This is a genomic window from Pseudomonas sp. R3-41, from assembly GCF_054161485.1.
On the sequence record NZ_CP096421.1, the window covers coordinates 2,556,186 to 2,576,044 of the forward strand.

Annotated in this window: 14 protein-coding genes; 8 read left to right on the plus strand and 6 right to left on the minus strand. The window is 53.3% G+C overall.

What is annotated here, in order from left to right:
• Nucleotide 1: 1 nt before the first annotated feature.
• From M1D99_RS11580 to M1D99_RS11590, 3 genes are read left to right on the plus strand one after another with little or no spacing between them, the layout of a single operon-like run.
• On the plus strand, nt 2-712 hold the full coding sequence (locus M1D99_RS11580) for a hypothetical protein (RefSeq protein WP_458131811.1): 711 nt from the start codon (nt 2-4) through the stop codon (nt 710-712).
• A gap of 9 nt (nt 713-721) precedes the next feature.
• Complete coding sequence (locus M1D99_RS11585; protein ID WP_458131812.1) at nt 722-5,056, plus strand: hypothetical protein; 4,335 nt, start codon at nt 722-724, stop codon at nt 5,054-5,056.
• The gene (locus M1D99_RS11590) at nt 5,056-6,102 is read left to right on the plus strand and encodes a Wadjet anti-phage system protein JetD domain-containing protein (RefSeq protein ID WP_458131813.1); all 1,047 of its coding nucleotides are present in this window, start codon (nt 5,056-5,058) and stop codon (nt 6,100-6,102) included. Before M1D99_RS11585 ends, M1D99_RS11590 begins: the two co-directional genes overlap by 1 nt.
• 201 nt (nt 6,103-6,303) lie before the next feature.
• On the opposite strand, the gene M1D99_RS11595 is transcribed toward M1D99_RS11590, so the two are convergent.
• Genes M1D99_RS11595 through M1D99_RS11605 form a run of 3 tightly spaced genes read right to left on the minus strand, consistent with a single transcriptional unit; the run spans nt 6,304 to nt 10,490 of the window.
• Nucleotides 6,304-8,631 carry an AAA family ATPase gene (locus M1D99_RS11595; protein WP_458131814.1) on the minus strand — a complete coding sequence of 776 codons (2,328 nt, stop codon included), beginning with the start codon at nt 8,629-8,631 and terminating at the stop codon, nt 6,304-6,306.
• Entirely contained in the window at nt 8,606-9,271 is a 666-nt protein-coding gene (locus tag M1D99_RS11600; RefSeq protein ID WP_458131815.1) for an ABC-three component system middle component 1, read from the minus strand. The genes M1D99_RS11595 and M1D99_RS11600 overlap by 26 nt, the downstream gene beginning before the upstream one ends.
• Entirely contained in the window at nt 9,261-10,490 is a 1,230-nt protein-coding gene (locus tag M1D99_RS11605; protein ID WP_458131816.1) for an ABC-three component system protein, read from the minus strand. The genes M1D99_RS11600 and M1D99_RS11605 overlap by 11 nt, the downstream gene beginning before the upstream one ends.
• 946 nt (nt 10,491-11,436) lie before the next feature.
• Here M1D99_RS11605 and M1D99_RS11610 point away from each other — a divergent pair.
• The 5 genes from M1D99_RS11610 to M1D99_RS11630 all read left to right on the plus strand — a co-directional run bounded on the left by M1D99_RS11610 (nt 11,437) and on the right by M1D99_RS11630 (nt 15,452).
• Nucleotides 11,437-12,573 (plus strand): radical SAM protein, encoded by a 1,137-nt coding sequence (locus M1D99_RS11610; RefSeq protein WP_458131817.1) that lies wholly within the window; start codon nt 11,437-11,439, stop codon nt 12,571-12,573.
• Complete coding sequence (locus tag M1D99_RS11615; protein WP_458131818.1) at nt 12,573-13,187, plus strand: 3'-5' exonuclease; 615 nt, start codon at nt 12,573-12,575, stop codon at nt 13,185-13,187. Before M1D99_RS11610 ends, M1D99_RS11615 begins: the two co-directional genes overlap by 1 nt.
• A complete protein-coding gene (locus M1D99_RS11620; protein ID WP_458131819.1) occupies nt 13,181-13,765 on the plus strand; it encodes an AAA family ATPase in 585 nt (194 codons plus the stop codon). The genes M1D99_RS11615 and M1D99_RS11620 overlap by 7 nt, the downstream gene beginning before the upstream one ends.
• Nucleotides 13,762-14,454: an aldo/keto reductase gene (locus M1D99_RS11625; protein WP_458131820.1), complete on the plus strand. Its 693-nt coding sequence runs from the start codon at nt 13,762-13,764 to the stop codon at nt 14,452-14,454. Before M1D99_RS11620 ends, M1D99_RS11625 begins: the two co-directional genes overlap by 4 nt.
• A 266-nt stretch (nt 14,455-14,720) precedes the next feature.
• Nucleotides 14,721-15,452, plus strand: coding sequence for a TIGR02391 family protein (locus M1D99_RS11630; RefSeq protein WP_458131821.1), 732 nt, complete (start codon nt 14,721-14,723; stop codon nt 15,450-15,452).
• 128 nt (nt 15,453-15,580) lie between these two features.
• Here the strand turns inward: M1D99_RS11630 and M1D99_RS11635 are convergent, their stop codons facing one another.
• The 3 genes from M1D99_RS11635 to M1D99_RS11645 all read right to left on the minus strand — a co-directional run bounded on the left by M1D99_RS11635 (nt 15,581) and on the right by M1D99_RS11645 (nt 19,857).
• The gene (locus tag M1D99_RS11635) at nt 15,581-16,201 is read right to left on the minus strand and encodes a hypothetical protein (RefSeq protein WP_458131822.1); all 621 of its coding nucleotides are present in this window, start codon (nt 16,199-16,201) and stop codon (nt 15,581-15,583) included.
• An 86-nt stretch (nt 16,202-16,287) separates the two neighbouring features.
• Entirely contained in the window at nt 16,288-16,587 is a 300-nt protein-coding gene (locus M1D99_RS11640) for a hypothetical protein (RefSeq protein ID WP_458131823.1), read from the minus strand.
• Nucleotides 16,588-16,671: 84 nt separating this feature from the next.
• Complete coding sequence (locus M1D99_RS11645) at nt 16,672-19,857, minus strand: UvrD-helicase domain-containing protein (protein ID WP_458131824.1); 3,186 nt, start codon at nt 19,855-19,857, stop codon at nt 16,672-16,674.
• Between the last annotated feature and the right edge of the window lie 2 nt (nt 19,858-19,859).

Sequence of the window (19,859 nt, forward strand, 5' to 3'; positions counted from 1 at the left end):
ATTGGATAACCAGAACAGCGCCGCTGCACGTCTGATTTATCGGGCACTCAACCTAAGTGCGACCCCGGCCAATGACGTGGAGTATCGCGAGCTATTGGCTCGGTACCGCGCCAGCCCAGAACTGCAGCAGGTCCTCGCGGAAATTGCTGAAGGGATGGAATTGATGGTGCTTGATGTCAGCGAGCGAGGCTTGATCATCGCCCCGGCACGTAAGGAAAGCCGCTTCTCAATACGACTCGGCGATCTTCGCAAAAACCTGTCTGAAGACCAGCGCGTGGCGCTGGCGCTGAGTTCCCTGGCCATCTGCGCGGTGTTTTATCCAACGACCGCTCTGATTGAAGATGATAGCCGGTTTCCAATGCCGGCGACGCTGGCCATGTTCAGGGACACCTTGACTGGTTTGTCCGCGCGCATGAATGCGCTCGAAGATTCCGATGATTATTCCCGAGAGGAGCTGCGACCAGGCTGGAGCTACATTCACAGCCTGCCGGTTTCGATCCCCCAAGCCGATCGCGCGTCACCAAACTCGATTGAAGGATTGGTGCGCATGGCACTCAACTACCTGATTGAGTACGGGCTGGTGAATAACGTGGGGGCTCAGGACGAGGGCGAAGCGGTTGAATTTACCGCCACCCATCGACTGCGTATTCAGTTGCGTGAGCGGACGCTACCGCGACTATTTGACTATGTGCGTTCCGGCGCAACGGCCTGAGGATTTTGTATGCAAAAAATCACCCGAATGCATGTTTGCCGCTACGGCACTGCCACTGCCTGGTACGACCAGACCTTGCTCGACTTCACTGCGCCGGATACGCACGAGGCGGTCAACGCTATCGTCAATCTGGAGAATACCGGTGGCAAGACCTCACTGCTGTCATACGTGTTCAGCATTTTCGAGCCGCGCCGGGATCTGTTCATTCAGCACATGCAGAACCCCAACCACCAGTTCAATGACTATTTCGCTAAAGACGGAAAACCATCTTTCATCATCATCGAGTGGTCGATGCCATCACGACTGCCTGGGGGCAAGGACTACAAGCTGGTCATTGCCCAAGCCGTTGCGACACGAGATGTCATTGAGCGCGGTAATGACGTTGATCGGGTGTTTTTTGCGTTCGAATCCCAGCACGGCATAACCTTTGAAGATATCCCGGCGCCCGGCATTAACACGCTTGGCATGCCTGGGGTGAGCACGATGGCAGAGCTCAATCAATGGTTAACCCAAATGTACAGGAAGTGTCCTGAAGACTTTTACCATACTCGCAATCAGCACGATTGGACCACGCACCTTGCCACCACGCGGTTGCTGGATCTCGATCTTCTGGTCATGCAACGACAATTCAATGGGCAAGAAGGTGGCCTGGAAAGCGGCTTTCTGACCTTCAAGGATGAAGAGGATCTGGTTCGTAAGCTCATGGCACTGACGATGGACCCCGAGCGCGCTCAAACGGTGCGCAACACCGTGGTGAATGTGGCGGACAAATACCAGAATAAGCCTCGCCTTGAAGCGCGGCTTGTACAGTTGGCCAGAATCATGTCGTCCATGAAGCCCCTGGGTGAATCTTCTAAAGCTTTTGAGCTTGCACTTGAAGCGCGAACCGGGTTGTTACGCCGTGCGTCGGGACTGGCCGCCTCCATAGAGCTGGTTCGTTTAAGTGAAGAAAAGCAGGTCACTAATTTTGGTGACCTGATCGATACCCTCAACTCACGCATTTTGGAAAACCAGGCGCAACTGGCACATCAGCGCGCGTTCATAGTTTCAATGCGTGCTTTGCAGCACACGCGTCGTGTGGATCGCACTGCGGCGGCGCTTGAAGAGGCCATGACTGGTAAAGACGCGGCTCAATTGCATCTGAGACATCTCAATGGTGCCATTTCGTACAAGAAGATCACCAGCGCTCATGAGCAGGTGCTCATTGAGGAGCGGTCGCTGGCAGAAGAAGTTGAGGGCTTGCGCCCCATCAAAGAAGCACTCGAAAGACAGGGTGCGCTGCTTCGTGGCGCTATCGATATTTTGCTGAAACAGAACGACGACAAACGCTTGGCGGAGAAAAATGTTGAGCAGGCGGCTGCCGAGGCAGTAACGCAAGCCAAGGCCCACATTAAAACGTTGAGCTTGTCCATCAGGGCGCTTCAGCAAGAGGAGGCAAAAGTCGGGGCCGACATCGATAATGCCGAGATACAACGCACCAGCTTGCTGGACGACGGGGTACTGGGTGCGTTCGATCATGACGCCGCTGCTGCGATCGAAAGAATCACGGCAGCCATTGCCCAGGCGCAAAATCGCCTCGGCACCTTGCGCGCTGAACGAACGGGCCACCTACAACACGTTGATCTTCTTCGTGAGCAGGCGGCGCAGCATGGATTGCGGGCTCAAGCAGAAGCGCACATCCGAGAAAATCTGAACAGAGAAGTCAGTGATGCCAGAACCCTTCAAGAAGCCCTTCAGCAAAATCGGTTGCTGTGTTCGGTGGTCGAAGCTGAACTATGTGACCCTGACTCCCTGACGCTGCTGGGCACCGTTTACGAATTTATCCAATCCATGGACCGTGAAGTGCTGGAGCGGGACATTCGCCTGGCCAACCTCGAGCGCGCCAAGCAGTCCATCGAAGAATCCGAACTTGCGGGCCAAAGTGATGACGTCGATCAAGTTGTCCGGTTACTTCGGACTGCCGGCATTCATTCTGCGCGAGCAACCAACTCCTACATTGCCAATGTTGTCCCCGATGCTGAAGAGGCCCGTCGATTGGTCGACTCCGACCCCGCCCGGTTTCTCGGCGTCTGCGTGGGCTCCGAAGAGTGGGAGAAATCATGCAAGATTATTGCGGGTGCTGACTTCTCCCTGAATGCCCCGGTAACTGTCGCCCTGGCCACCGTTGATGCGGCCGTCGCGGCATTCGATCGAGTCGTGATATCGGCGGAAGACGATTCTGCCTATAACCTGGAGGCCGCGGCTGCCGCGCTGGTCGATTTTGAACAACGAATCGCTGAAATCTCTGGCACGCGCGACGCACACATTCAGCGCCGCAACGAAGCACGTGATGCAGCCAACAAACTCAAGGACTATCAAGAGCGCTTCGGCGCCGTGCGAATCGCGGAGCTTGAGCGAAGCATTCAGACTCACTACGAGGAAGAACAGGCGTTCTCGAGCCTGCAGGCAGGGTGCCTGGAAGAAGCCACTGAAGTGCTAGAGCGTGCGAAGGGACTTGATAAAGAGATAGATCCAATTCCAAGTGAGATCGCCAATCAGGCCAGCAGGATCCAGCGCCTGGAGCGTTATTCGCACGAATATGAACAGCCGCTTGCGCAATGGAAGCAACAGTTGGCATCAGTGCAAGCGTCTCTCAAAAAGGCGGAAAAAGAAAGTGAAACTCTTGAGCAACTGATCGATTCAAAAGCAGAGGCCATCAACCACTCGAAGCAATTGCAGTTTGATCTTACGGGGAGCGCCCAGCAGTTGCTGAGTCGCAAAGACCTCACCGAGATTTTCGATCCCAGCTTCGATTATCGAACAGCTCTTGAATCTGGTTTTGATCTGCAGGCATTGATCAAGAAATACGATTCCGACAAAGCCGTATTTGATACTGAAGAAACTGAGCGATTGGGCGTTCGTCGGGTAACCCTCGAGCAATTGCGCAAAGCGGAAGCCACGTCTCGAGAGGAGTACAGGCTTGAATTTTCCGATCTGCGTGAAGAAGCCGTGATCAACCTGCTAAGCCTCGATCTGCCACATGAACGCACGGCCCAGATAACGCAAGTCGGTTTGTACGAACAGGCCTTCGTATCCTCATCGAATGCACATGCAGTGGCCAGCAGCGACAGAGAGGCCTTCTTCGCCAAGGTGGAACCCCCTCAACCCTCTGATGATGTCCTATCACTCAGCGATGATGAACTTGCGCAACACATTGTGATGGTCCAGGACAATACGGATCAGCTTGAGAAAAGTCAGGTTTCCGATCAGCAAGATGCCGAGAAAGCATCGCAGGGGCGTGCTCAAAGCAAGAAGAACGTCGATGTGCTGAACAAGCATAAGAAAATGCTCACTTCTGCGGTTCCTCATGAGGCTGCCGCTCCTGAGTTTATTGAGCTTGAAGGTGACGGCGAAGCGCAAGTGATGGCGGTGCTCGACCGCTATAAGCAGCGAAGCGTCGGTCTGGAAGAAGCCCGAAAATTGGCTCAGTCGCACTTCGATGAGTTTACGAATGTGGTGAAGTCAAAGGCCGTGCAGGACGTTGATCCGGGCCTTGCGCACGAGCTGTCGAGCAACTCCTTTGAAACCACCTGCAGCGATTTTGATCGACTGATGATGCTCATCGTTGAACGTACGGACGCCTCGCAGTCTGAGTTGGACGGCATGCTGCCCGACTTTGAAAATTGCGTGGGCGAAGTGCATCAGTTGGTAGAAGAGGGCATGAGTGTCCTCAAGAAAGCTTGCGAGGTCATGGTGCCAAAAGGCGCCCCCTATGTCGGTGGCAAAGTCATCATGAAGATGCGTCATCCGATTACAGGTGTTTCGACGGAAACCGGGAAGGCTTCTATTCGGCATTACTTGAACGCGTTGATCGAGACTAAGGTCATTCCTGAGCATGGCGCGGATTTGGTCGCGGCTGGCATGATCAACCTTTCCCCACAACGCGCGTTCGGCTTGCAATTACTGCAAATGGAACAGAATGCCGATCACCAGTACCAGGATGCTGGGCGGCTGAAAAAATCCGGCGGCCAAGGGGTGGTCATCGCCATGTTCATGTACCTGATGATGAGCCAACTGCGGCGTACCCATCAGGCCGTCACTAAGCGCGGTGGCGGGTGTCCCCTTATTCTTGATAACCCGTTTGCCAAGGTACAGACCCGGGCGTTGATTGATGTCCAGATCATGCTGGCCGAGGCCATTGGTGTGCAGTTGATTTTTTTCACAGCCATGAAGGATGTGAACATCCTTGCCGGCTTTCAGCGAGTGATCCGTCTGCGCAAGGAGGGCGTGAAAAGTGGGCGATCTCACATTCAAATGGCAACTGCAACCTTCAATACTGCGGTGCAAAGAGCAGGTACAAATTGATGAACATTGCTTTTTTTGAAGCGTTGCGCGGCAGCCGTAAAAAGCGCATAGAGCTGCTGAAATTAAGGAGCCTCTGGATAGAGCACCATCCAGAGCTCCAACAGCATCCCAATCGAGATAGGTTACTCATGGAGGCCCTTAGGGCTGGCGATGAGCAAGGTATTTTGAGACTTCCTTCTCCCCGCAGTTTCGAGCGTATTGGCAATCCGGCCATGCCCATGTTTATCACCGTCATCGTTGAAACGATCTCGGTGTTGAAACCAGACTGGACAGCAGTTTCCTGGATGCCGGAACTGGGGTTCTGGATGCAATTGACGGAAAGCGAAAAGGTCACTGCCAAGGTCATCAACGAATGGCTCATCCGCCGCAGGGGGCGCTTTATGATGGTGCCGTTGCGTGAGCGATCGCTTGAGATGTTCGGGGATGAGAAATACCTCGATGGCAGGGTGCGATCCAATGCACTTTTTGGCGGCAGGCTTGCTCTGTCAGCGATTGGTGCCAGAAAGGTGGACCTTCCCTTGCCTTACCGACAGCGGCCTGGCAAACCAGGGCGGCCGGTGCTGGTCGTGGAAAACCATCACACGTTCTTCAGCCTTGGCGAATGGAACGACACCGCACATCGCTACGCGGCAGTCGTATATGGCGCGGGTAGCGCCATTACGTCGACGGGCACAGCGCTGGATGAAGTCATCAGGGAGGTTGACGGTGATGGAGCGGAATACTTCGGAGATCTGGACCCCGAGGGTGTTTCAATACCGCTGCGATACAACTCTAAGCATAAGACCCAGCTGTACCCGGCGATCTGGCTCTACCGAAAGCTGCTGACTATTGGTCGCCACAGGCCACTGCCCATCCTTTACGCAGGTGACAACCAAGCGGTTACTTCGTGGATACCTGAACTCGCTCAGGAAGTCCACGATGTGTGGAAGGAGGGCGACTGTCTGCCACAAGAGGGCATAGGGCTTGAGCAACTCTTATCCCAGCCTTATGAACTAGGCTTAAACAAAGCCTCTATCGATAATTTATCTGCAGCCGCTCAGTCGTAGGCTAGCGACAAAATGATCGTTGTGCCGGCTGCGGACAATAGGCTTTGGATATCGAAGGCTTCGCGCAGCCATCATTGATCTTGCCTGGTAATGTCGAAGCATTGACGTATCCGGGGCGCTCCATGCACCCCGACTTCGAAGGCGTCAGTATCGATGACTCGCTCTGGTTACCCCTGTCGCTGAATTGCTACGCGGTGACCATTAGGACGCTTGCTTGGCCAAGCGTTGCATGTTGAGCGAGCTCGTCGTCAGACCGGCCCGGTTGAAGCGGTAGCGCATGTACGCCGAGATATCGTCCTCGTGCGACGACACGATCAACTGGCTATGTTTGAGCTCACAGCGGAGCAGGTCGGTCAGGGATGCGATGTTCACCTCGTCTAGAGATTGGGATGGATCGTCGATGAGGATAAGCGGGACTTCTGCGTAGACCTTGTTGAGCGATAGGAAGAAGGCCAGGCTCAGCGCCGACACCTGGCCCGTGCTCATGGACATGACAGCGTCATGCTCAGATTTTTCTGCCGTCAGGAACCTGAGCTGCTTGCCATCTCGGCTCTCGATGAACAACCCAAGGCCGCGTTGGTAGTTCTGGATCAGTCGCCCACTGTAGATGTGGAAGATGAGCTCGATCTCCGAGATGGTCTGATCTGCATACTTCTGCTCCGTTTTCTCCAAGGTAGCGCGGAGCTGGATGACCTTGCCCTTTGCTCTGGTGGCGGCCTCCGTCTCGCGTTGCATTTTCTGCAGTTCTTCAAGGCATTTTTGAAGTCGGCTGCTCTGCGCTTCGTTGGCTTTGATCGTGATGTAGAGCTCTTTTTTTGCCAGATCCTGAGCGTCAAAAATGTAAAAATCCTGCAAGTCCTTGAAGACTGCTTCGATGGTTTGCCGCCAATCGTCAGGGAGCACCACTGTCTCGTCCGTTTTTTTTGCGTGCATCGATTTTCGCAGTTCTTCCAGGCGAGTCTCTGTCACCACTTCGTCGTTGTTGAATGTGAAGGTGATCAGAATGCCTTCGCCCCTGAGCCGTTCCAGGAGCTGCTGGATTGCAGGGAGGCGGGTTTTAACTTTGACCAGTGCCTGATGCAGTGCCTCGTTGTACCCAGGTTTCAGGATCGCTTCGCGCCCCTGAATGAATGTATCAATGGTGCCCAACTCAGTGGTCATCGCAGTGGTCAACGCGACGAGTGCCTTCCCATCCTTTCCTAAGGTGTCAGAGATTTTTTGGGCTCTGACCTCAATCGCTTCGAGCATCGCAACGTGAGTTTTCCAGTCATTCCCGCACAACGGGCAAAACTTGTCGTCCGGATAAAGCTTGGCGTGCTCATCAAGCAACTGCTGCTTCAGTCGGGCCAGTTCGGCAGCGGCGCTGTCATTGGCTGTGTTCTTGATGTTCAGGTCATTACGCGTTTTGATTTGTTCTTCAAACCATTCAAGTCGACCAGCAGCCCAACTTGGCAGTGTTCGTGCCTGCTCAGCAGTGATGGTGGAAGCACCTTTCTTGACGATTTTGGCTGCTTTATCGAGCCCGTCGAGCTCCTTTTTGATCTGTTCCAGGTCATCTAGTTTGTTCAAGTCGGTGCCCAGCAGTGCCAAGCTGCTCAGCGACTCCGCGTGCGACTCGATGTCCGCATTGATGGCATCATTCTGAGCTCTGACCCGAATGGCTGCTTTCTGAGGGAGCAGGCCATTTAGCTTGCGAATGGCGTTCGAGAACTGGGTGTGAATCTCCGAGTCGTAGGTAGGGAAGGGATCTTCCTTATCCCAACCCGGCCCAACCTCAACCGTGGACAGCTTTTTGTAATCAATATTTCCCAGATCGGCTTGCACCATCGCGCGCAGGGCTGTGCACTCACTGTTAAGCGCTTCTTCATCAGCTTTGCGTTTTTCGTCCCCTAGGAATTTTGTGAACCTTGTCGAGAGTGAGCGGCAATTTTCAATCTCAGTTGCAACATCGTTGATGTTGAACAGGTTGCCAAGCTGGTCTTTACGCTCGTCTACCCGCGTGTGAAGCAGTTTGTTCTGCCCTTGCTCAAGGTAGTTGAGGAAGGTGAAATTTTCCCGGAAGTTTCTGCCGAAAACTTCGTCTAGAAACTCGTTCTCACGGAGGTTGGCCGGCGTGAAGGCTTTCGATTCGAAATCGGGGAGTTCATACAGCTTGAAGTGCTTGAACTTGTCGGCTCGGTTGTTCGATTTCTTGTCGAACGCTTTTACTGGCGCATGCCGGGCCAGAACCAAGCGTTTGTCCTCATCATGGAATTCGATTTTGATGCTCAGGTCTTTTTGATCGGTGCGCTGGTTCCAGAAGAGGTTGTCGTCATAGTTTGTTTTGAGCTTCGTCATCAATGTCGAAAAAAGATTGTCGATCCGCTTGATCTGACCCGTGAGCAACAGCTCGACAGCATCGAAGACACTGGTTTTTCCGTACCCGTTCGGCCCGTCGAGCGTTAGCAGCGATGAGGTGCCGAGATCCAAATTGACGTGTTTAAAAGCCTTGAAGCGAGAAACTTCAATCCGCGCTATTTTCCATTTCATTGCTCATCGGCTCCGTGATCAATTCTTCAGCGTTATTCGAGGTGAGTTTCTGGATGATTGTGTAGGTTTCATCAAGGCCTGCTTCGGCTACGGCGTCGGCTGCTTGCAGGCGCAAGGAAATAAGCTCACCTCGGGTGAACGGGAGCTCAAGAAAAGGAAGCTTGATGAAGATTTTTGCTGCAACACTGTAGTGTGTAGCGGCCAGAGGGTCTTCCTTGTAGTTGCTGAACTGGCTCTTGTCCGAGACAGTGGTCACTAGTTCGTTGAAGGTATAGTCCTGGATGGCATGCTGCTCAGTATCGCTGTAGTAAAGTACATATTTCTTGAAGAAGTGAGGGTCCTCTTCAATCGCAAAAATCTGTTCTTCCTGGTCTTTGAATTCAGCTAGGTGGTTCAGGTGATGAATGCAGATGAGGTCACAGTTTTTCTTGAATGTTGGGTGGTTCAGGAAGGAGTCGGGGGCCGATTGATTAATAAGAGTATTTAGTTCGGTGGGACTGGGTAAGTGATCCAGCTTGTGCAAAATTGCAAAGCGGATGGCGGAGCCGAATTCCCGAATGTAGAAGCTCGTAAGGTCGGTTTCAAAGTCTTTGGTGAATCCATGATAAATGAGCGCCTCATCAATTATTTTATTTATCATTCAAACGAGCCTCTGCGTCTTCTTTAGTCACGATGCTTAAACAAAATGATTTGAGAATGTTGCTGTCAATGCGGTCTCTGACCTGCTGATCGTCAAGGTCGTTGGGGTGCGTGAACTTGGTGTTGATGATGAAAGACTCGGAAGATCTGCTGGGGATCAGGTTGTTGTACTCAAACAGCAGCTTGAGTAAATCTCCGTTGTTATCCATCTCTCCCAGCAGGTCTACAGTGCAACCCTCGTGGTCATCAACGAAGGGCAGGTCGAGTGCCGTCGGGAGATAGAATCGCTTGTCACTGTCCAGGTAGTGCGGGAATTGTTTAAAAATCGGCTCAATCGACATGTCCTCGATAAGGCCGGAATAACGCCGAATATCTGCTTTTTGAATGCTGGAGAAACGCTCTGATGGCTTTATCAATTGACAAAGCGTCTGCATGTCGCTGGCTTCTGAATCCCGAATATATTCGAAGAGCCGACGCGCTCGCCCGTACGAGGCGTCGCTCATACCAGGTAAGGCTTGATCGAGCCTGTCTTCCAGATGACTGTGCAGCTTTGCCTTCAGATCGATCGCATAATACTCAGTGTTGTTGTAGGGGTTCTTGTTAACAATATCGTCTATTAGGCTCTGAGCTGTAATACGGCTTTCATACGCTGCCTTGTTTGCCTTTTCTCGGTCGACCTGTACCATTCGGTGAATCGCGACTGCTTGTGTGCTTATCTTTTCAGACAGAAGGCAGTAGTTATAGTGCAAGAGCTCGTCGGTTAGCAGGATAGAGTTGCTGCTGCATATTTCTTTGATGACGGCTTTTGTGAGTCCTTCGATCTCGCCTAGACCGCAATATTTGTTGTTCCCGTACGAGTAGAATTTAACCAGTTCGTTGTTGTTTCCGGTGTAATCATCGGTGTCGTTGAGTTGGACCGATACATGGAAGTACCGTGATACGCCTTTAACTCGATCGTACTCGACAGCAGATGATTTTTCCAGTGCCTCGATGTACTCGCTTTTGTACGTGCCAATCTTGGCTTTTACTTGATGAGCGCTTACAAGTGCGCCGCTTTTGTAAATGGCGAAATCGTCGCTGCTATCTAGTTGAAGCTCAAAATCTAAGTCGCCCTGATGGATTAACTTGAGGGAGTGATAAAGTGCAATTTTCCCTTGGTAGACGTAGCCGCTCCACGTAGACACAGCGGTGGCTGGATAGCCTTTGCTCTTGACGCTCACGTTGACTCCCTTCACGGATAGATATGGCGCTCGTAAATGGCACAAAGATATCACCATGTAAATGTCGTCTTGTAAACCGCAGATTGGAGAGATTTTTGTTGTTTTTCTGACGCCGGAAAGTTGTAATTGTTTCGCTTTAACGTTTAAGCGCGGTGGTCTGGTGATACTGCGATACGCGAAAAGGGCGGTTTGATGGGCTGGATCTAAATTTAAGCTATTAATCTATATGGACTTTTATCTGTTTTTTCTTCGGCAGAGGGTTGCTACTCCTGCAATCTTTAGAACCGTTTGGCAATGCATTTGCTCTTAGAGTTGGCGAGGGAATTCTTCGACTGTTCAGTTTGAGCAGATCGGATGGACAGGCGGTGAGAGAAGAAGAGATCGGTATTACGAAAGCAGCGAAACTCGGGTTATTCTGTCGGGAGTCACAATCAGCAGAGGATGCGCGCGCGCCCTGCTGAATTATTGCACGTCACTTGCGGGGTTTGCCCGCATCACTCCGTTTGTCTCGAATCTGTCCATCTTGATTGCGTGAACGTGGTTGCTCACCACCACCTGGCTTAGGAACGTTGACGTCTTTGTTGATAGGGCGACGATCTGTCATACGAAATCTCCTTTATGCGTTAAGGATCTCACGAAATACATCTGTAGCCAGCAGGCGCATCAAGCAATTACCACATTATGTAGTATTTTTTGATCTGCCTGAACACAACATAGTGCGTTTCTGTTGGTTTCGCAATTTATTTGGATCATATCCTGAGAGCGCTTGAGCGTGGGATGCTGCGAACAGCGAAACGATTGGTTCAGACATACGAGCTCTGCTTGCCCGTGAGCTCAGAAATAAAGCATATGGCCATTACTGTTGCGTACCAAGGATGGGCGGATAGGCACCCGAAATGGGCGCTCACTCCATCTGTTGATCCGATGGCAAGCAAGGAGAATCGCAGTGAGATCCCAGGTCAGAATCATCGACTCGACGCAGTTAAAAAACGCCAACCCGGACCTTGTAGATCCTGTCGGTTACCGCAAAAGCGGGCTGAGCTTGAATCACATCATTGGCTGTCCACTCGATTGCAGCTACTGCGTTCGTCATCTCTATGGAAATTTCGATCAGCGAACGCCGCAAGCATTGATGAGCGATGAAGAAGCCTTCCAGCGATTTATCACTCACCGGTATTTCCAGCCTCATATCACACCCATTCAGTTGTTCAACCGGGCCACCGACCCGATGCTCCCCGAGGTCAAGAGTCATACCCATAATCTGCTGCGTATGCTTGATGAGGCCGGGCTGACCAACAATGTGCTTGTGATCACTCGATGGCGTGTATCTCAGGACGATTGCGAGCGCTTCAATACGCTCAGAAATATCAAGCTGACAGTGCTGGTTACGTACTCAGGAATTGATGATCCGAAGATCGAGCCCATCAAGTCTTCGATCGCTGCCAACAGTCTGAAGATGCTGTTCCGCCATGCGAGGCACTACAAAGTGGTGTTGTATTGGCGCCCAATCGTTCCAGGGCTAAACGACTCGTCAGAACACATTGCAAAGGCCGCGGCGCTGGCCAACCATGCCCATGCGACCGTATTTAGCGGGCTGTTCTATCGAAAGGAAATAGCCGAGTTTTACCAGAGCCAAGGAATCCCTGAACCTTACAAAATGACGGCAAGACGAAAACTACTCCCGCAGGAAGATGAGCATAGGTTGCTCAGATTGTATGGGGAACAGAATCAGGTGACACCGATCTTCCACAAAACCTCTTGCGGAGTCGCCTTTGCGCATGCACAACCCGATTACAACGGACACTTCGGCATCACCGAACTATGCGATACCTGCCCTAGCTCCCAATTCTCCATCTGCAAGGCGGCATGGAAGAGGCCAGATCAGCAGATTCTCAATCGAGTGTGCCACGAGCTGGGTGCTGTGGAAGACCCGCAGGTAAACGACCGTGCGATTGTCGTTCGAGGCCTGGATGAACAGCGTCGTTACTATTTACAGCACTCCCTAGGTTATCAGGTGCACGACGCTGACAAGCCCCATCACTACGCGCGCCATGGCCGCGCCGAGGCTACAAGGAATCTCTGATGCAAAAAACAGACTTCGCGTGGCCCTCTGAACAAATCATCATCGTAGACGTTGAGGGCAATGGGCATACGCCACCCGACTTGGTCGAAGTGGGAATCGCCCGTTTTCCACTTGTGGAAAATCGCGAGCTTTTATCTTGGTTAATCAAGCCCGTCAACCGGATCACTTGGCAGGCGCAGCGCATCCACGGCATTAAGAACGCGGAGCTGGAAAATTGCCCATCCTGGGCTGAGATCATGGGTGACGTCGAACAGCACCTCCAGAACCGATGGTTCGTTGCACAAAATGCGTCGGTCGACTATGGCGTTATGAAGCGTCACTTGCCCGACTGGTCGCCAGTGGGGGCCATCGACACGTTGAAACTTGCTCGTCACGTCTACCCTAACGCCAAGAGCCATCGGCTTGAGTCATTGCTCATTGACACAGGGCTGCGCGATAGGGTTGCCGACCAGCTCCACCGAGCAGCAGATGATGCTTATGCGACGGCCTTATTGCTTGATCATCTCATCGAAAAGTCAGATGCTAGAACTTGGCAGGACATCTGCAAAATCGCGCAGCTCAAAACGCAACCTGACGAGCAATCGCCTCCCCCGGAGCAAGGAAGCCTATGGTGAAGCCTGTTCTTTTAGGTGTCACTGGAACCCACTCCACGGGAAAGTCCACCTTCTGTGAAGCGCTCAAAGTTTCACTTGAGTGCAAAGGCATCTGCGTTACTACCATTCCTTCGTTCGGGAAGTTGGCGGTACAGCAAGGTATCCCGCTGCTCACTCAGCATACCTACGACTCCACTATGTGGTTTATCGACCGTACGCTCGAGGCGCAACGAGCAGCAGCTGACACTGCCGACGTGATATTGGTCGATCGACCGATCATGGATGCCGTGGCGTATTGGAATGCCGCAGTCGAGCATCGAGGTACATCTGCACCGATGCACCAGGTAGAGGCGGTCAAATCATTAATCACCAGCCAGCTTCCTGGCTACACGATGATCGTTGCGACCAGGCTTGATAGCTCCATTGCTCTCGGCCCAGGACGCGATACCAACTTGCCTTTCAGGGCGTCCGTCGACAGCCATTTGCATCAGATTTTGAGCGACTTCGGGATCCAGCATCAGATGCTTTTTCCTGACGTACGAGATGTTCTTCTCGATAGCTTACACATCGAAATCCTTCAAAAGTTGGAGCACTTATGACCGGCCCCCGTACGGGACTCTTGGCAGGAAAGCAGGTGAGGCGCCTCGGGTTTGGCACCATGAGGCTCACGGGGCCGGGCATTTGGGGCCCACCTGCTTCAGAAGCTGAAGCCGTCCAGCTCCTGCGTAAAGCGGTGGAGTTGGGCGTGCAACACATCGATACCGCTGACGCCTATGGTCCAAATGTGGCCGAGGGGCTAATTCGTAAAGCGTTGTTTCCCTATGCCGACGACCTGATCATTGCAACTAAAGGTGGCTTCACCCGTCAAGGTCCCGGCAAGTGGACGCCATGCGGCGTTCCAGCGTATTTGCGCCAGTGCGTTGAGATGAGCCTCAGGCAGCTCAACGTCGAAGCGATAGATCTGTATTACTTGCACCGTGTCGATCCAAATGTCCCCATGGCTGACCAGGTCGGGGAGCTTGAGCAGATGCGACAAGAAGGGAAGATCAAATGCCTGGGCCTTTCGAAAGTCGATATACCTCAAATCACGCAGGCGATTGCGATTGCACCCATCGCCGCGGTTCAGAATCAATTTAGCATCCTGAATAACCAGTCCGAGGATGTGATCCGCTGGTGTGAGCAGAACGAAATAGCGTTCGTTCCCTACGCGCCTCTGAGCGCCGGGAGGTATTTTTCAGCCGGTGAGGTTCGAGGCCAGTCTGCCTCGGCAACCCATGCCTTGAAATAGCTTCTGAACTACTCGCCGGTCATGTTCCCGATTCCGGGCACATCCAGAGTTGAGCATCTGGAGGAAAGCCTCAGATCGGATATTGAGGGCTAGCACCTCGTGCGCTCTCTCATTCGACACATTGGCCAATGGGCAATTTTCCCCAGCTGCTCGAGCGGCACTCTAGTGTTTACCAATGGAGATTGGCTTTGAGTACCCACATCCCACCTTTTAGTTCGCAACACTTAGAAGCTGCATGTCATGTTCTCGCTGATACGGAACGTGGCTTGAGCGGCACTCAAATTGGATACCTCCTCCAAGACATTCGTGTTCCGGACGCCGACGCCAACAACACCAAGTGGAAGCGTTTGTTCAACGCTTTGGCACAAATGCAAAACCAGCATCAGGTCGGGAACCATCTCATCCTTTTCATCAACAGCGCTATGAATCCTGTGAGCTACGCCCGGGATCGTGAGGCCTTTATTTGGCGCAGGGATGAGCTCAACGTTGTCCTAGCATTCTCGGGATTCTATGTGCGCGATGATGGAAAGGTAGGGCGTACGGACAAGGCAACTACACTGGATGTGGCCCGTGCCCGTGTAGGCCGGCTCAAAGCTGCGCTAGAAGCCCGAGCAGTACATGAGGAGGTTTTGAAATATTGCAGGGCAGAACTGTTGAGCGAAAATTACTTCCACGCCGTATTTGAGGCTACAAAAGGGATTGCAGCACGAATCCGAAATCTGTCGGGCTTGAATGGTGATGGCGCCGATTTGGTGACAAAGGCTTTCCTTGGGCAATGCCCAATGCTTGCCTTGGGCCCCCTGGCCACCGAGTCTGAGAAAAGTGAGCAGAAGGGATTCGCGAATCTGCTAATCGGACTGTTCGGCGCCGTCCGCAATCCTTTGGCGCATGCGACGAAGATTGATTGGCCTATGTCCGAGCAAGACGCCCTCGACATTCTCACGATGGTATCGCTGATGCATCGTAAGCTTGATGTCACCCGCAAGATAAACCCTTAGGTTCAGTAGTGTGAGCCAGCGGATTTCTTCAGCCCCTTCGTCCCGACTCACCTCTATCGAGAAAAATGCGATGCCGGTCTATTTCATTGAGCTCGAGTGCTTTGGCTCATGCCTCCTGAGGCACCGCTTCAATCGAATATCAATGCCTGCGTCAAACTAAGATCATAATCCGTATCACCCAAATGGCTAGCCATACACATCAAGCCAAACCCCACGGCCTTATGCTTGTTCCAAAGTCTTTCAAGATTTTCTACCAGCGGCAGCAAGCATTTTTCTTCGTAGGGGCTGAGCTCGAAGTCGCTCGGCTGTGAGCCAATCGTGTCGAAGTAATCGTTAGCCACCAGCTCCTCCTCTGCATCCGATCGCAAGCAAGTCATTTCATCGTAGGCGCTGTAACAGGTCTCGCGCTCCTCGGCCATGAATGCTTGGAACTCGGCTTCGTCGTCGGGGAATTCCTCCCTCAAATCATCGGGTACATCGGCCAGGCTTTTTATGAGCTTCCCACGATAGTCCTGCTTGAGTCGGGCAACGAAGTAATCGAGGCGATCGAATTTATCGGAGGTGTCCGATAACCATCCGGCTTTGACGTTCAACCATCGCGCATCACTGACTTTATCCATCAGCGTGTCCAGGTCGTCTCCTAGTGGAGTACGGCCGAATACCGTTTTCAGAAAATCGTGCTGCTTGTTGAACTCGTCGTATTGTTTTTCGTAAGCAGAATCTATTTCGTTCGCTTGTTTGATAGTCATAGGTAAGGCTCGTTTGGACTGCCTAAGAGTAGGGCGGTGGTCTGGAAAGTGGCCGTGATTCAGATAAGGAAAAACCTGCCAAGTCGTTATTCTTCGATGCCCATTACCGTGTATACGCCGGACTTTACCCGCACGTATTGGACTTTGGCACCTTTACCAACACTGAATCCATCCGCACCGGTCTTTCCATCTTGTGCGTTGTTGGCGACGGTGGTCCCAATCGCCGACTTCTTGAAGAACTCGAAACCAATCCGATATTTTTCCACCAGCTCCTTACCCTCGGGGCACATTACCCGGCGTCGCTCCGAGGTCAGCTCCTGAACCTCGAAAGGGTCGTTCAGGGCACCATTACGTATTTCCAGCAGAATTGATTCATACAACGTCATGCTTTTTCCCTTAAAGTCAGGCGGTCAAAAGGAATCCTGGCCGCCGGGATTGATCGTCAATGCGCGGGTGAAACACGCCCATTGTTAAAAAACGCGAACCGCACCGGCCGCCGTAGGCAGGAAGAGCCAGGCCTCTGTCACAGGTTTGCCGGAAGCAGCCTCAATCGCTTGGGCATACGCGTTGAGTTGGCCGGCATGTTCCTGGGCGAGCCGCTCCCACTGTGCCTCGGGAGATGGATTGGATTTATGGTCAATGAGTACCCACCCCTCTTTTGTATCCAGCAGCAGGTCGATGCGTCCATTCAGTACCTGCCCTGAGGTGAGCAACTGTTGCACCGGGTACTCGGCCATGGCTTTAGCCTGCGGCCACCGGGACTCGATCCAGGCATGCAAGGCAGATAGCTGATTGATGACCTGGCTGGCGCTCACATGCTCATGTACTTCATGGTTCAGCAGCAGGCGCTGCACTTCGTCCAGGACGACGGGACGGCTTGGATCGGTGAACGAGAGGCACAGACTGGCGTGAATCGCGGTCCCCAATGCACTCATTTCCGGGATGCCCTGCAAGGCAATGCGGGTACCGATTTGGCATTTTTCGCCGGCGCCTGTCACCGATCGGATGACGCTACTGGACGGTTGAAAGCTCAGTTGCATGCGGGGCTCGGCAACTACCAGTGGTGCAAACCAATGCAGATTTTGCATGGCAAATGGGATAGGTTCTGGCGTATGGCCGGCGGTAAGTGTTTGACAGTCGGCCGGCAGCGTTTTTCCGTTAGGTAAACGTAGGACCTGCTCGCCTGGAGTTGTCATCAGCCACGGAGCCTGGACGCAGTCGAGCCACTGCCCGGTTGTTTTTCTGCCGGAACGTGCAATCACCAGCAGATCGCGGGCGCGGGTCATGCTCACGTAGAGCAGGCGTTTTGATTCTTCAACAGCTTCCTCTCGGCACGTTTGGGCCAGGCTGGTCTGTTCGAACTTCTCGGCCAGTGGGACCTTCTGCTGTTTGCCTAGAGGCCAAGGCCAGTAGCGGATGAAGCGGTCGTGCAATGGTTTGTGCGGATCGAACGCGCTATTGGAGCGCGAAGAAACGGACCATAGACGGTCGCCAATATCGCGAGCCAAATCCATCAGGATGACAACCGGCCATTCCAGACCTTTGCTTGCGTGGTGGGTCATCACCTGAACGGCGTCCAACGCCGGTGTGGCCAATGCATCATTGTTAGCGCTGGCCGTTTCGCCCAACCAGAGCACCAGCCCGGAGATAGATGCAGCCCTCAGCCTATTTCGGCATAGGTCCTCATATTGCTGCGCCAAGTCGATTATTGCGTCGAGGTTGGCCATGCGCTTTTGAGCCTGTGCTGGCGAGGTTGACCAACTCGTGACGCGTGAAGGTAAGTCACACTCAGCGATTAAGCGTTGCAACGCTTCCACAGGCGTCAGCAATGGAAGGTCCGCGCGCAGCCGCGCCACTGCCGCAACCAAGGGGTGTGCCCGATAATCGTCGACGTCTTGCTCGCGCCACAGCGCTTTTGGATGACCTGCATGCAAATAACGCAGGCGCTCCGCAACCCAGCTTTCCGGCTCTTCTGCCTCAGCCAGCGAAACAATCTGCGCGGTAGCCAGGGTATCGAAGGGATCATTCAAGCGACGCAAGCACGCCAGCGCCAGTGTTGCTTCTGCGGTAGCCAGCAAGCCGGGCTGCGCAGTGGAGCAGGGCATTCCCGCTGCAGCGAGGGCGGCGGCCACTTTGGCGACGTTGCTGTGGGAGTAGCAAAGTACGGTGATATCGCCCAGCTGGACGTCACGGATTTCCTTGCTGGTTTTATCGAGTACCTGATGCCGGTTTCTCACCAGTTGGCCAATGCCTTCGGCCAACGCATTCACCTGCTGCTCGGCATTGCTGCCATCGAGTAACCAATTGGCGAAGGCGGGCCCGGGCAGTTGGTCCGCTCGAGTAGGTATCAGCTGAACTTCGTCGGGCGGCAAGCTGCTGGAGAACGCCGGGCCAAACACTTCGTTCGCCAGCTCGACCAGCTCCGGTCGTGAGCGCCACGAGTTACGCAACACCTGTTTCTCACCGCCCATTTCGGGCAACGCGTTGAGGATGGCCTGCATCAATGCACAGTCGCTGCCACGGAAGCCATAGATGGCTTGCTTGATATCACCTACCCAGTAAACCCGTTTGGCAAAGCGAGAAAGCTTCAGGAAGACCGCTAACTGCATCGGGCTGGTGTCCTGGAACTCGTCAACCATGACCAGATCAAGTTCTTGCTCCAGCACCTGAATCACGGCGGGGTTGTCTAGCAGTTTCAGCAATGCATGTTCCTGGTCGGCAAAGTCCAGCACGCCGAGCTCAAGTTTGCTCTGGCCGTATACGTGCAATGCGTCGATGGCCAAGGTGAACACTTGTTCCAGATACACCGTGATATCGCGATGCAAGTCCGTATGTTCGGCGTAGCGCTCGACCGTTTCGGTCAGGCTTGCAACCAACGGCTTCAGCTTGGCTTCCGGGGCCGATTTGGCCAACTTTGCCCAGGCACTCCAGCGCGCGTTGCCTTGCAGCAACTCACGGTGGAAATCCATGAGCAGGGATACATAGTCAGCCGTTACTTTTTTGTCGCTATCAGCGGCGACCAGTTGAGCGAGCGCATCGGGAATAATGCCTAGGAGCTCACCACTCAAGTCGGTTTTGGTTGCAGTGGGGAAATGCTCAAGCATGTCCTCGGCATTGCGGACAGCAAAGCCACGAGCCAGATCAAGGTCGATGTCGTTGGTGCGTAATTGATCCAACAGTCTGCGCAGTTCATCGAGCCAGTTGTTGCTCGCATAGTCGCCCTGTTGATGGGTGACCTCCAGGCCAAGACGGCGTGCGATGGCAAGGAAGGTGTCCATGCTTTCACCATGCAGGACCCGATCTACTGCCTGATTGAGCAGCACTTTCGCCTGATTCTCTTCCAGGACTCGTTGTTGTGGTGGCATGCCTGCTTCAAATGCGAAGCGCTCAAGCAATTGGCCGCAAACGCTGTTGACGGTGCCTATCCGGGCTTGCCCCATAGAGGTCGCCAAGCCAATCTCACCTTTTTTGAGCAAATGGCTGCGTACTCGCTCGCGAAGTTCGGCCGCCGCTTTTCGTGTGAAGGTGGTGGCAATAACGCCTGCAGGTTGGACCTGCTGACTGAGCAATTCCTGGTGCAGAATCTCTGTGAGCCGGTGAGTTTTTCCGCTGCCGGCGCCTGCGCTGATAAAAGTGATGTGCGCGTTCTTAGGCATTG